The organism is Bacillus sp. FSL H8-0545 (assembly GCF_038006105.1).
Lineage (GTDB): Bacteria > Bacillota > Bacilli > Bacillales > Bacillaceae_G > Bacillus_A > Bacillus_A cereus_U.
In genome coordinates this window covers 204,971-219,239 of sequence record NZ_JBBOUO010000002.1, presented here as the reverse complement: position 1 = coordinate 219,239, position 14,269 = coordinate 204,971, and the positions used below count along the sequence as shown (strand labels likewise).

The window sequence follows — 14,269 nt, the reverse complement described above, 5'->3', positions numbered from 1 at the left end:
GTATAGCTGGGCTGAATCTGAAAAGGATATAAATTAAGAAATTCATTTAATTTTAATAATATTTGCAATCAAAAAGCATCCGTATAATAAACGGTTGCTTTTTGTGTATCAATATTGACAATGATTATATGTTCAACATGAATAAATCCATCTACCACTTTATTACTTTCAAATGGTTAAACTACATGTAAATAAAAACAAGTAATGTGAATGAATAATAAAATTGTTTAATTTTGTTCTAAAAAATAAGAGCATTACTACATTTTATTGTAGTAATGCTCTTTAAAGTTGTTTAATTTTTATCCATTTAAATATGTTTGCACTCAAAATTTAATAATAAAATTGTTTAATTCTTGTTAAACTAACTGCAAAGTTGTTTTTTTAGCTCATTTATTTATTGAATTCATTAACTGGAAGAAGTATTCAGGTTTGTAAGTCTTATTTAGGTTATACCACGAATGTAATGTATCTGGTAAAAATACATCTATTTTTTTCAATACTTCCATCGCAAATTCTAGAGGAGCTACTCCTGATGCAGTAACCAAATTCTCACTAGCTACCACAGGTCCCATCTCATAAAATTTTTCTCCTTTATAATTAGGACAGACCATTTTAATATACTCTAAGTTATTGCTTGTATGCTTTCTAGAATCTAAGTATCCATTATTCGCTAGCCCCACAGTTGCACCACAAATTGCAGCAACTATAGTACCAAGATTTAAAGCTTCATCAATTTTTTTAAAGATAGGTTGATGAATATCTTCTCCCCAAGTATTCCCTCCAGGTAACACTACAAGATCTTTACTCTCAAAGGTACATTCATCAAGAGAAATATCTGGTTTTATACTCAGTCCACCCATCGTAGTAATAATTTCTTTATTCGCTCCTACTGTAATCACTTTTAAAGGTGCTAAATCCTTTTTGAAATATCTTCCTGAGTTTAGTTCTGCAATTAAATATCCATATTCCCAGTCTGACATTGTATTAAATACATAAAGATAAACTCTTTTTATTTTCATCCACTAACACTCCAATCACAATTTTCATAGTTTATTCTTTTTCGTATCAAAAGCTACCACATTAAAATAAAGAACATACGTTCCTTTAAATAAAATTATATACCACAATTAACCAATAGTCTATTTCTTATTGAGCTATCTGGGGTAGCACCACATCGCTATCAACCTAATAAAACAAAATCCCCCCTAAAATGAAAAAATACGTTATTCTTTCTGTAGAATCATAGGAAAGGATGGCGTTTTTGTATGTCTATTTCTGTATCTGACGAACTACAACTATTCGCATAGGAGATTCAGAGTCTTTTATCCCCAAATACCTTACAGAATCTAGCTAGAGATGTTGGGTTTGTACAGCGAGCAAGTAAGTATCGAGCACAAGATTTAATAGCTTTATGTGTATGGATAAGCCAAAGTGAAGCAAAAACGTCCTTAACCCAATTATGTAGTTGTTTAGAAGCATCAACAGAAGTGCTCATCAGTCCCGAAGGACTAAATCAACGATTTAACGCTGCAGCCGTGCAGTTTCTACAACAAGTATTAGCCAAACTTCTCAACCAAAAGTTATCTTCAGCTAAGCTGCTCTCTTCTCCGTACACTTCTATTTTCAAGCGTATTCGTATTTTAGATTCAACTGCATTTCAACTTCCAGATCCCTTTTCATTCGTTTATCCAGGTGCAGGAGGATGCAGCCATACAGCGGGAGTAAAGATTCAGCTTGAGTATGATTTATTAAGTGGACAGTTCCTTCATATTCATACAGGTCCAGGTAAACAACATGATCGAACCTACGGTTCCCTGTGTGCCCCAACCGTAACAGAGAATGATTTATGTATCCGAGATTTAGGTTATTTTCATTTGAAAGATCTTCAACATATACAAGATAAAAAGGCTTATTATATCTCACGTATCAAATCGAATACACGTATTTATCAAAAAAATCCTAACCCTGATTATTTTCAAGATGGCAGAATCAAGAAAGGTACAGAGTATATCCAGATAGATATGGAGGTTTTAATGAACTCTCTTCAACCAGGACAAACAGGTGAAATATCCAACGCTTATGTAGGAATGACTAATAAAGTCCCAACTCGTGTGAGTGTTCATCGACTATCAAAAGAACAGCAACAAAAACGATTACAAAATCAAACTGTAAGAGAAAAAAAGAAAGGAATGAAGTATTCTGCTCGTAGTAAACGACTTAGCGGTATCAATGTATATATGACAAATACTCCTACAGATATTGTCCCGATGGGACAAGTACATGATTGGTATTCTTTACGTTGGCAAATCGAGATTTTATTTAAAACGTGGAAATCATTCTTTCATATTCATCATTGTAAAAAGATAAAAAGAGAACGATTGGAATGCCATTTGTATGGGCAACTGATTGCCATTCTACTCTGTTCTTCTACCATGTTTCAAATGCGGCAATTACTTCTTATGAAAAAGAAACGAGAACTGAGTGAATATAAGGCCATATAAATGATAAAAGATTACTTTCTTCTTCTTTTCCAAGCTATACAGAAAGACACCCAGGAATTATCAAAGATTCTAATTCGCCTGTTCAACCTCTTACAACAAAACGGGCGAAAATCTCATAGGTATGAGAAGAAAACAGTCTTTGATATATTAGGTGTCGTTTACAATTGTACCATGTCTGAAAATCAAGCAGCTTAAATCAAAAAAATGAAACTTGTTAGGGTTGATTTCGTATGCAAATCTTTAAACTCCCTACATGTAGCCTTTAGAAAAAAGAAATAATCTCGCCTAGAATTGACTTTGCATAAGCTTAGCTTGATAGTGATGTGGTGCTACCCCATGCCCATCAAGCTAAGGTCTTGAAGTATCCCCTAAACGAAATATTTACTTTTCTACAATAAACTAACAAACCAAAGTTTATATACGTAAAAAGAATCGCTGTTGTTAAATAAGCGACCTGATTAATTATCATAATCATTCTTATGAGAAGTACAAAAAAGTTAATATTTTACTAGTTTTTTTGTGTATACATTGTTCGTGAATAATAAAGTTGTTCAAAAATATTGATTATGTAATGGAATTTCATTCCACATCTTTTGTATTATTGTTATTCGATTAGATATACTTATAAATTTTGATAATTAATAACTAATTTATTTATAGCAAAAAGAAGTCTATGCTTTATTTATAAATTCGTTTGAATGGAGTGAACCTATGAAAGTATTTGACACACATTTACATATTATCGATCCAGAATTTCCATTGTACGAAAATCAAGGGTATATGCCAGAGCCATTTACGTCTGAAGATTATTTACGCACTGTCAGCAATTTAAATGTAATTGGTGGTGCAATTGTCTCTGGTTCCTTTCAAAAGTTTGATCAAACTTACTTAGTAAATGCATTACAAACATTAGGGAAGAACTTTGTTGGTGTCACGCAGTTACCCTATGATACATCAGATGATGAAATTATTAAATTGAATGCGAAAGGTATTAAGGCACTTCGTTTTAACGTAAATCGAGGTGGTTCAGAGGATATATCACGTTTAGACAATTTTGCTAGAAGAGTATATGAATTAGTAAATTGGCATACGGAGCTTTATATTAATTCAAATGCCTTACCAGAGATAACTAATATATTAGAAAAACTGCCAAAAGTATCAATTGATCATTTAGGTTTATCAAAAGAAGGTCTCCCTAATTTATTAGCTTTAGTCGAAAAAGGAGTTCGAATAAAAGCTACTGGATTTGGAAGAATTGACTTTGATGCTGCTGAAGCAATGAAAGCAATTTATTCGATTAACCCTGATGCGTTAATGTTTGGAACTGATCTGCCTTCAACAAGGGCAAAGATACCATTCCGATATTCAGATATAGAGTTAATTAAAAACGAATTTGAAGAAGAAGCCATAAAAAAATTCTTTATAAAAACGCCTTTGACTGGTATTTAAAATAAGGGTTCGACCGCATCGTCATTGAGCTAACAAAACAAAATATCCCCTAAAATGAAAAAATACGCTATTCTTTCTGTAGAATCATAGGAAAGGATGGTGTTTTTTATGTCTGTTTCTGTGTCTGACGAATTACAACTATTTGCTCAAGAGATTCAAAGTTTTTTATCTCCAAATACCTTACGGGATCTTGCTAGAGATGTTGGCTTTGTACAACGAACCAGTAAGTACCAAGCAAAAGATTTAGTAGCTCTATGTGTATGGGTGAGCCAAAATGTAGCTACGACTTCTTTAACTCAGTTATCTAGCTGTTTAGAAGCATCAACAGAAGTACTCATCAGTCCTGAGGGACTGAATCAGCGGTTTAATAAGGCGGCCGTCCAACTTTTACAACACCTACTAGCCGAACTACTAAGCAAAAAATTGGCCGCATCTATGCCGATTTCTTCTCCATACACTTCTGTTTTCAAGCGTATTCGTATTTTAGATTCAACTGCATTTCAACTCCCGGATGTATTTTCATCGGTTTATCCAGGTGCAGGAGGATGCAGCCATACGGCTGGGATAAAAATTCAACTTGAGTATGATTTGTTAAGTGGACAGTTCCTACATATTCATACAGGTCCAGGTAAACAACATGATCGCACTTACGGCTCTCTGTGTGCCCCAACTGTGACAGCGAATGATTTATGTATCCGAGATTTAGGTTATTTTCATTTAAAAGACCTTCAATATATACAAGATAAAGAGGCCTACTATATCTCTCGTATCAAGTCGAACACACGTATGTATCAAAAAAATCCTAACCCTGATTATTTTCAAGATGGAAGAATTAAGAAAGGCACAGAGTATATACAGATAGATATGGAGACGTTAATGAACTCCCTTCAACCAGGACAAACATGTGAAATAGCTGATGCTTATGTAGGAATGAATGATAAAGTGCCAGCTCGTGTAATTGTTCATCGATTAACAAAACAACAGCAACAAAAACGATTACAAGATCAAGCTGTAAGAGAAAAAAAGAAAGGAATGAAGTATTCTCCTCGTAGTAAACGACTCAGTGGTATCAATGTATATATGACAAACACCCCTACAGATATTGTCCCGATGGGACAGGTACATGACTGGTATTCTTTGCGTTGGCAAATCGAAATTTTATTTAAAACGTGGAAGTCATTCTTTCAAATCCATCATTGTAAAAAGATAAAACCAGAACGATTGGAGTGCCATTTATATGGTCAATTGATTGCCATTCTACTCTGTTCTTCTATCATGTTTCAAATGCGCCAATTGCTCCTCATGAAGAAAAAACGAGAGCTTAGTGAGTATAAAGCCATATATATGATTAAAGACTATTTTCTTCTTCTATTCCAAACTATTCAAAAAAACACCCAAGAGCTATCAAAGGTGTTACTTCGCCTGTTCAATCTCCTACAGCAAAACGGGCGAAAATCCCATAGGTATGAGAAGAAAACAGTCTTTGATATCTTAGGTGTCGTTTATAATTGTACCATGTCTGATAACCAAGCAGCTTAATTCAAAAAAGGAAACCCGTTAGGGTTTATTTCGTATGCAAATCTTTAAAGCATCTACGTATAGACTTTCGAAAAAAAGAAACAATCTTGCTTATCATTGACGTTACACGGGCTTAGCTTGATAGCGATGTGGTGCTACCCCTAAAGGGAAAAATTAATACCTTTTTACAAATAACAGGAAATGATATTACACCTTGTTGGAGTAAATCCCCCTTCACTTCCTCTATTTAATTCTTTGGTAAGGATATATTTTCCTGATGATAATCATAACCTATATCAGAATTTCATTTATTATAGGAAAATTCCAAAAGGGGTGAATGTGATGGGTTTCCCGCCTCAACAACAAAGTAAACCTGGCATTGAATCATTAATGATACCTAGACCTATATTTGATAACCCCAATTACAAACCAGCCGGTAAACTTATAAATAAGGTAGCGCTTATAACTGGTGGGGATAGTGGAATTGGGAGGGCTGTCGCTGTAGCCTTCGCGAAAGAGGGTGCAGACATAGCAATCTCATACCTAAATGAGCATAGTGATGCAAAAGAAACGGAGTTCTATGTTAAAAAGTATGGCCGTAGTTGCATTACCATTCCAGGTGATATTGGGTATGAGCAGCATTGCCAACAAGCAGTAATGCAGACAATTCACCAATTTGGTCGTATTGACATTTTGGTGAATAATGCCGGTGTACTATACATAAGGAACAGTCTACTTGATGTAGATTCTAACCAACGAACAAGTACCTTTCACACAAATGTTTTTTCTCAGTTTATTTTGACGAAAGCTGCTTTGCCATATATGAATTCAGGGAGCTCCATAATAAATACAACATCCCTTAGTGCCTATCATGGAGATCAAGATGCAATTGACTACGCGGCATCTAAAGGAGCCATTGTTTCCTTTACACGTTCGCTGTCATCGTCACTGGCACCGCAAGGAATCCGAGTTAATGGTGTGGCCCCAGGACCAATTTGGACTCCATTAATTCCATCTTCCTTGCCTCCAGAATGGCTTTCCACATTTGGAGACCATGTTCCTATGAAGCGAGCCGGTCAACCGTTTGAAGTGGCACCTGCTTATGTATTCTTGGCATCCGAAGATGCATCTTACATATCAGGACAAATTCTGCACGTGAATGGTGGGGAAATTATAAACGGTTAACTATTTAACAAAAAATTACTTATAAATGAATTTGTATTATATTGGCTTAAGTATTATGGAATTAAAATTACAAAAAAACAAAACACCGTTTAACCACCCTGTAACCACCCATATAATATTTAATTCGCATCGATACCTATGTCATTGATGCGAATTTTCAAAGTGCTTACAAAGAAATCTAAGAGGTCATTTTTTTAGATTCACAATCATTATTTTGAAGTTTATGTAAAGAAAAGAAAAAGAATCCATTTTTAAAAAATGGATTCTTTAACTTAGTGTAATCTATATTCTCCTGTTAATTGTTCCTTGGCCATTCGAACTAAGCGTTTTGTAATTTCTCCACCGACAGAACCATTTGCACGCGATGATGTATCAGGTCCAAGTGTGACTCCTAATTCGCGAGCAATTTCATACTTCATTTGCTCAATAGCACTTGCAGCAACTGAAATATGAACTTCATTTGCATTATTTTCGTGTCTTTGAATATTCATCGTTGCACCTCCATTATATTTGTATATAACATGTGCTTAATTATGATATTTATACATGAGTTAACTATTTTCTTCTATTTTATCATTTTAGCCAAGAAGACTCCTTCCTCAAGGAACGCGAAGTGAGTAGGTGGGAGATGAATTGGCTTCGGACAAGGGATGGCAGGAAGCCATCTTAATTGTTCGACATACATAAACTGTTACTTCACTACCTATCGAATGTACGTTTGTTGTATAATAGAAACATACCGAAATAGAGGTGAAATGAATGATGATTAATAAAGCATATAAATTTCGTATCTATCCAAATAAAGCACAAGCAACCCTAATCAATAAAACGATTGGCTGTTCTCGTTTTGTATTCAATCATTTCCTATCTCTATGGGATAATGCATACAAAGAAACAGGGAAAGGTTTGACATATGGTACATGCTCTGCCAAACTCCCTGCCATGAAGAAAGAGTTTGTTTGGCTAAAAGAAGTGGATAGTATCGCGATTCAGTCGTCTGTTCGCAACCTTGCGGATGCTTATACACGCCTTTTCAAAAAACAAAACAATGCCCCGCGTTTCAAATCTAAGAAGAACAACGTACAATCTTATACCACAAAACAAACAAATGAAAACATTGCCGTTGTAGGAAACAAAATAAAATTGCCAAAACTAGGTCTTGTTCGATTTGCCAAAAGTCGTGAAGTAAGAGGACGTATTTTAAATGTTACAGTTAGACGGAACCCTTCTGGCAGATACTTTGTGTCATTGTTAGTTGAAACAGAAGTGCAAGAACTTCCGAAAACAAACTCTTACATTGGAATGGATGTGGGACTAAAAGATTTCGCCATTTTGTCAGATGGAACAACCTATAAAAATCCGAAGTTTTTTCGATCATTAGAAGAGAAGTTGGCAAAAGCACAACGTGTTCTTTCTAGAAGAATGAAAGGATCTTCTCGCTGGAATAAACAACGAGTAAAAGTAGCTAGAATTCATGAATACATGACGAATGCTAGAAAAGATTACTTGGACAAAATCTCGACTGAAATCATCAAAAACCACGATGTTATCGGTATAGAGGATTTGCAAGTATCAAATATGTTAAAGAATCATAAGTTAGCAAAAGCAATTAGTGAGGTATCATGGTCTCAGTTTCGAACTATGTTGGAATACAAAGCAAAATGGTACGGCAAACAAGTCATTGTTGTATCGAAAACATTTGCTTCAAGCCAATTATGTTCTTGTTGTGGATATCAAAACAAAGACGTTAAAAATCTAAACCTACGTAAATGGGACTGCCCTTCTTGCCTTACACACCATGATAGGGATATTAACGCAAGTATCAATCTAAAGAATGAAGCGATAAGGCTTCTAACCGCAAGGACTGTGGAGATAGCCTAATAAATTAGAGTTCGATAGAACTCTTTACTTAGGAATCCCCCTCTTCTAAACGAAGTGAAAGTGGGGGTAGTTCAATCATTGCAACATATCCGCAAAGGAAGTACCCACATTATTCTTCCGTTTCATATGCTTCTCTAAATAGATTTTTGTTGTTTGGATATTTTCATGCCCCAGCGTTTGCATTAAATGATATAGATCCGCATTTCCTTGTTCAACGGCCATGATTGCAAAAGCATGACGGAATGTATGCGCCGTTACTGGATTCTCACGATACTGTAGAAACTCTAAATTTGTCTTTTTTATCATATCTGTTACCTGACTCGATAACGTTTTTGAATTATAAAAGTTCCCCCTTTGATTTACAAATAAAGGACTTTCATCTCCTTGATCCAATACAGTTTGGAACCCTCTTCTTCGTCTCATTTCACAAATGCACTGATACAAATGTTCCGAAATGAAAAGTTCACGTACTTTATCCCCTTTGCCCGTTACTTTTAACCAGTGCTTTCCGTCATAGTGTAAATCTTTGACTCTTGTTGTACACAATTCTTGAATTCTTGCACCGGTACTTGCCAGGGCTAATAAAATTGTATAGTTTACTAAATGCCCTCTTTCTTTATAAAACCCTAAGATTTTCATAACTTCATCATACGATAGGTCCCGATTTGGTCGATCCTGTTCATTTACATTTGCACGCTGCAGTTCTTCATGAAGAGGTTTTTCAATATAAGCAAATACATGAAGGTGTTTTAAAAAAGAACGAATAAGTACTGTTTTCTTTGCAAGTGTTGCGACTGCATACGTGTCACTATTCCTACCGTTCTCTACTTGCTTCAACCAAGAATTATATTTACGAATATGCCATGGTTGTAATGTTTTCAGTAAAGAGGCATTTTGCTGTACCTCTTCCCCATTTAATTCGAACTCTTCTGCATGCTGCACCATGCACTGACAAAATGATAAGATTTCAGATACATAACTCTTTTTCGTATCCTCTTTTCTATTCTTCTTCTCATCCATATTTTTTTGTAAATGTACGAAATGATAAATGACTTCCAGATCACTTAAATACGTATATTTACTCTTTCCCTCTTTTTCTGCAACCTCCATCTTCTCTTCTACCTTATCTACATAATTATTGTTATGCAGGAAAGGAACGATATCACTTATATTCTCTAAATATGTATCTATATATTCACTTTGATTATTTATAATAGGTAAGTTTTCACTTCCACTTTTATTATCCATATTTCAAATTCACCTCTCCTATTGAAGATTATGAATACAATTCTCTTTATTAACTATACTTATCATTTTATTTCACTTCTATCAATTATACAAATGATAACTCATATTCTTTCTAGAAGAATGCTACATTCTTCTCTATTTACCTATACCTATATTTTTTTATAATTTATTAGTAAATAGATATTATTTAATAGCAAATGAAATAACTTTTATATCGCATATATAATAAAGTTCGCGATAATGATTGATTAAAATATAAAATAATTTATAAATATTCATAAAATATAAAAATACATATGATGTTTAATAAAATCTATTTCTTATTTTAAATATAAATCAGATTCTGATATGATATATACATATCTAAAATATTAGCAAACAATAATTAAGGAGGTATCCTTTCATGACACAAGATTTATTGTTTATTACGAAACCTACTGTAACGACAAAAGAGGCAGCCGACTTATTGGGAGTAACCGTACAGACAATATTAAAGAAAGAAAAAGATGGATTAATAGAATGTGTATATAAAAATAATTGGAAACAATTCGGTAGTAAAATTTTCTATTTGGAGGATATTGAACGCTTAAAAAATAATGAAGAGGTTAAAGGCCTTAGTACAAAAGAAGCAGCTGAAATTCTCAATGTAGCACCATCTACTATTTTTACATATATCAAATCTGGAAAATTACCTGCTTCAAGGATAGAAAAACGAGGAAAACAAGTATATGTCATTAGTAAAGAAGACCTAGATACTTTCCAGCTTGATTATGAAAAAACTACAACAAAAGAACGAAAAACATTTATTACTAAGATTCAAGATGAAGATATATATTTATATCAATTATTAACACATCAACATACCGGAAAAACAGCTAGGGTAATAGAGATCAATGGAGCAGATGGAAAGATTCTTACAGAGGATGAAGAAATTTTCCCAATATCCACTTATAAGGAGCATGATTATTCCTTTGAACCTTTCCAAAAACAAGCTGTAATTACAAAACGAGGGTATTTATCATTTTCATTTAAAAAACCTCAACTATTTAATTCCATCACTTACAATCTAATAAACTTATTTTATAAAGAGCTCGGTGTCACAAATATGCGATTGACTATTACACCAGATACTATCAATTTAGAAATTAAACCTTTCGTTTTACAAGTAGATCCATTGCAATTTCAAGAGGAGATTAAATATTTACATTCTCATATGAAATCCGGTTCAATACTTCCACATCTAGAAGGAATTTATTTTAAAAGTAATGTAGAGCCATTAACTTTTCACGCAGATCATGAATTTAAACAAAAAGTAATTCAAATGGCCGCGGATGCTGGTATGAGACAGGAAGAATTCTTATTGCAAGCTGTAAAATCTTATATAACAAATTTAGAACAGCAATAAATTTGTTATTAAATTTAATATACGGTGACTATAAATTATTTACTTCTGGACGTATTGACAAAATCATAAGACATGAAATAAAAAACGTCCTTCACGATGTGACACATAGAGTACTAGGATATGAAGTTCCTATATTTGACTATATAATTGCAGAAGAAGTTTTATCATTCCATATTCCATAAATGATCCTGAAGTGATGGGTATGATTGAAGAAAGTAAAACGATGCTAAGAGAAAATGGTTTCTTCACTACGTTGAAGGAGCCTTTTATTTTTCTGAATATTAATATTGTTTAGAATCTAAATATGTATTATTATAAATAATGGTAGATTAGTAAATTTTTGATACCGTTTCTTTTCAATTTGTAAAATATGATGCTTGGAGGCGTAGTAATGCGTAAAAAATGGAAAATCGGGCTAATGAGTACTCTTCTTGCCTGTACAACCTTTACATCTGTTGCATTTGCAGCAGAAAAACCAGTCGATCAACCCAAATGGGAGGAATGGCTAAACGGACATGCAAAAAAATTAAATGAACCAACTTCCCAAACAACAGAAGATTTATCATTTCTAAAAGAGGCCGTACAGGACAAGCGTATTGTTGTACTTGGCGAAAGTACGCATGGTGCGAAGGAAATGAATCAATCCAAAATACGTATGATTAAGTACTTACATGAGGAAATGGGATATGATGTGATTGCATTTGAATCAGGGCTTGCGGAAGCAGCAGCTGTTCAGCAAAATTTTGATTACTTAACCGCTACGGAAGCCATGGACCAATCTTTAGAGGGTGTATGGCAAACAGAGGAAGTTGAACAATTGTTTATCTATATGAAAGAACAAAAAGCAAAAGGAAAGCCACTCACATTAGCTGGTTTTGATATGAATTTGTTTTATAGATCTTCATTCCACTCGTATGCGAAAGACTGGTTGCAAAAATTAAGTCCTGAAGTGGCAACTGAACTAGATGAAGCAGTAACAGAGTTGATTAGACTGGATAAGTATTATTATAAACTTGTTGGTGGATATCCCTATGATCAATATAAAATAGATATACAGCCCGTAATCAACAAGTTAGAAAACGTAAGAACTTTTATACAGAATCATAAAACTGAATTGACTCAAGTTACACCACGTCCTACGTATGACGTGAATTTTCTTGAGAAATCAATCAATATACGTATCGATGCGATAAAAACACACCTAGATAGTTTTATGAAATTAAAAGGTGGCATCATCCCTTCTACCATTGCTGAATTCCCTGATTATATCCGAGATCAGAAAATGGCTCAAAACTTAGCATGGCTCACTGAGATGCAATATAAAAACAAAAAAATCATTGTATGGGGACATAATTATCATATACGGAAACAAAATTCGAAAATGATATTAGACTATACAGGGTATCAAAAATACAATTTTGTATGCCCCAATATGATGGATTATCTTCCGCAGCGCATTAAAAACCAAATGTACACGATTGGCGTATTTGCGTTTGGTGGAAGCAGTTGGAACAATCAACATGACAAAATTGTTCCTGTACATACAGAACATGAAGAACAAAGTGTAGAAAAAATAATAAGCACCGTTGGAAGTCCAAATGTCTTTGTAAACTTAAAGGGAGAAAGTAACCGACCAGAAACGTCATGGATGTTTACCCCAACTGCAGCAAGTTATTGGGGGGACAAAGAGAGAGAAGAAATCATGATTCCTAACGAACAATATGATGGAATTTTATGGTTAGAAAAGACTTCGCCATCCGTTCTTAAGTAAAAGAAAGAGCGTCCTTATATATTAAGGATGCTCTTTTTACGTCATGGTTGCACAAAAATCAAAATTGGCTCAATTCCTATAGAATTATAAAATGTCCCCTAGTAACTCGTCTTAGATACGCCCAGCCATTTAGAAGTTTCCATGGGCAAGTATAGGTATTCCTATTATTTGATTTAACTGGAATAAAGAGAACAATAGGTACGGTCAAATCGTCCAGCAACCAAATCGTCCTTACGAATAAAGAAGTGCAGTACCCCTGCGTCCCACCAGCAGAAGCCAACGTCATCATCAGTTTCCAACTCCAACAACATCTGCATATCCGCGACTTCCTGCTTCGCCTTCTCCTCATCACCACCGAAATGTGCCGCGAGCTTCTCCAATGTTTTATCCGCATTATACTCGTATTCTTCACGAGTCAGCAACATCAATGCTGCTTCGTATTCCGAGTCATCATGCTGTCCTATCGGATAACCAAACAGTTGAATAATATCGTCATCTTCTTCGTCTCGAATTTCATAAAGCAAATCATCATAATCATCTAAGCTAACTTTATCACTCTCTATCTGCTCATTATCAATGTAGGCGTAACCTGGCGGCTCCAGTGATAGACGCGCTTTCAATTCATAGCCAACATAAGTAGTTTCCAACTTAGTCTCACTTGGCGGTTCACGACGGACAACAGATAGTACCTCTGTTTCATCAAACCATATAACTCGATGTTCAATATTGTAAGCTGGCTCATCGATTCCGAGAAAAAAAGACAACATCCCTGTCTTTGGCAATAATGCGTTAGCATCGTTCTTCGCCACATCACACATATTTAATTGAACTAAGAAGGTCATTGGTGTCCCATCTGTTGTAAGCGGCCATGCAAATTGTGGAGGCAAATCTGGATAGCCACCAACACGCGAACGCTCCATCTTTGTGTAATCTGTCTCGCCCGCTTTTGCACAACGCACCCCTTGCCGCGATGTCTCCATCAAATAGTTTATTGCATGTTCAAAACCATTATCCTTCAATTGCTGCTTCAGCTTAATTCAATTCTGCTCCCGTAATTGCACGCTAATTCTCTCCCTATTCTCTCATCTAAATAAGTGCATCTACAACATATTCTACCATATCATACGACACTATAAACCATCAGATACGTGATAAAATTTACTCCAATAAGGGATAGCGTCACATCGCTATCAAGCTAAGATTTTAAAGTACCTCCTAAATGGGAATTTTGTGTTTTTTAGCATCGAAGTTCATTTTTATCGCTTTGGAGGCGTTTATTTTTCTTAAGTTGATGGATTTGTGGTACTACTC

9 protein-coding genes and 2 pseudogenes are annotated in these 14,269 nt (G+C 34.6%); 7 read left to right on the top strand and 4 right to left on the bottom strand.

Going from position 1 to position 14,269, the window contains the following annotated elements; translation table 11 throughout:
* Positions 1–386 precede the first annotated feature (386 nt).
* Complete coding sequence (locus MHI07_RS27060; RefSeq protein ID WP_340827022.1) at positions 387–1,019, bottom strand: type 1 glutamine amidotransferase family protein; 633 nt, start codon at positions 1,017–1,019, stop codon at positions 387–389.
* Between the two features lie 291 nt (positions 1,020–1,310).
* Here MHI07_RS27060 and MHI07_RS27055 point away from each other — a divergent pair.
* The 4 genes and pseudogenes from MHI07_RS27055 (at position 1,311) to MHI07_RS27040 (ending at position 6,653) form a co-directional block, all read left to right on the top strand.
* Positions 1,311–2,696, top strand: a pseudogene (locus MHI07_RS27055) (IS4 family transposase).
* 516 nt (positions 2,697–3,212) lie between these two features.
* Positions 3,213–3,955 (top strand): annotated as a pseudogene (locus MHI07_RS27050) (amidohydrolase family protein).
* Between the two features lie 103 nt (positions 3,956–4,058).
* The gene (locus MHI07_RS27045) at positions 4,059–5,489 is read left to right on the top strand and encodes an IS4-like element ISBce7 family transposase (RefSeq protein WP_340827021.1); all 1,431 of its coding nucleotides are present in this window, start codon (positions 4,059–4,061) and stop codon (positions 5,487–5,489) included.
* 321 nt (positions 5,490–5,810) lie between these two features.
* Entirely contained in the window at positions 5,811–6,653 is an 843-nt protein-coding gene (locus MHI07_RS27040) for an SDR family oxidoreductase (RefSeq protein WP_340827020.1), read from the top strand.
* A gap of 272 nt (positions 6,654–6,925) precedes the next feature.
* Here the strand turns inward: MHI07_RS27040 and MHI07_RS27035 are convergent, their stop codons facing one another.
* Positions 6,926–7,144 (bottom strand): alpha/beta-type small acid-soluble spore protein, encoded by a 219-nt coding sequence (locus MHI07_RS27035; RefSeq protein WP_289361086.1) that lies wholly within the window; start codon positions 7,142–7,144, stop codon positions 6,926–6,928.
* 268 nt (positions 7,145–7,412) lie between these two features.
* Between MHI07_RS27035 and tnpB the strand changes: the two genes are divergently transcribed.
* Entirely contained in the window at positions 7,413–8,534 is a 1,122-nt protein-coding gene (gene tnpB / locus MHI07_RS27030) for an IS200/IS605 family element RNA-guided endonuclease TnpB (protein ID WP_340827018.1), read from the top strand.
* 75 nt (positions 8,535–8,609) lie between these two features.
* Here the strand turns inward: tnpB and MHI07_RS27025 are convergent, their stop codons facing one another.
* A complete protein-coding gene (locus MHI07_RS27025; protein WP_215582776.1) occupies positions 8,610–9,782 on the bottom strand; it encodes a tyrosine-type recombinase/integrase in 1,173 nt (390 codons plus the stop codon).
* A 403-nt stretch (positions 9,783–10,185) separates the two neighbouring features.
* Here MHI07_RS27025 and MHI07_RS27020 point away from each other — a divergent pair, with 403 nt between their 5' ends.
* Together MHI07_RS27020 and MHI07_RS27015 are read left to right on the top strand one after the other, a co-directional pair.
* Positions 10,186–11,187 (top strand): helix-turn-helix domain-containing protein, encoded by a 1,002-nt coding sequence (locus MHI07_RS27020; protein WP_215582775.1) that lies wholly within the window; start codon positions 10,186–10,188, stop codon positions 11,185–11,187.
* Positions 11,188–11,578: 391 nt separating this feature from the next.
* Positions 11,579–12,958 carry an erythromycin esterase family protein gene (locus MHI07_RS27015; protein WP_215582774.1) on the top strand — a complete coding sequence of 460 codons (1,380 nt, stop codon included), beginning with the start codon at positions 11,579–11,581 and terminating at the stop codon, positions 12,956–12,958.
* 173 nt (positions 12,959–13,131) lie between these two features.
* Here the strand turns inward: MHI07_RS27015 and MHI07_RS27010 are convergent, their stop codons facing one another.
* Positions 13,132–13,977 (bottom strand): YwqG family protein, encoded by an 846-nt coding sequence (locus MHI07_RS27010; protein WP_252198858.1) that lies wholly within the window; start codon positions 13,975–13,977, stop codon positions 13,132–13,134.
* Positions 13,978–14,269: the final 292 nt, after the last annotated feature.

Bases quoted from the DNA above. Each gene is read 5' to 3' on its own strand.
- MHI07_RS27020 (WP_215582775.1), top strand. From the start codon at position 10,186: ATGACACAAGATTTATTGTTTATTACGAAACCTACTGTAACGACAAAA.
- MHI07_RS27045 (WP_340827021.1), top strand. From the start codon at position 4,059: ATGTCTGTTTCTGTGTCTGACGAATTACAACTATTTGCTCAAGAGATT.
- MHI07_RS27040 (WP_340827020.1), top strand. From the start codon at position 5,811: ATGGGTTTCCCGCCTCAACAACAAAGTAAACCTGGCATTGAATCATTA.
- MHI07_RS27025 (WP_215582776.1), bottom strand. From the start codon at position 9,782: ATGGATAATAAAAGTGGAAGTGAAAACTTACCTATTATAAATAATCAA.
- MHI07_RS27015 (WP_215582774.1), top strand. From the start codon at position 11,579: ATGCGTAAAAAATGGAAAATCGGGCTAATGAGTACTCTTCTTGCCTGT.
- MHI07_RS27035 (WP_289361086.1), bottom strand. From the start codon at position 7,144: ATGAATATTCAAAGACACGAAAATAATGCAAATGAAGTTCATATTTCA.
- MHI07_RS27060 (WP_340827022.1), bottom strand. From the start codon at position 1,019: ATGAAAATAAAAAGAGTTTATCTTTATGTATTTAATACAATGTCAGAC.
- tnpB (WP_340827018.1), top strand. From the start codon at position 7,413: ATGATGATTAATAAAGCATATAAATTTCGTATCTATCCAAATAAAGCA.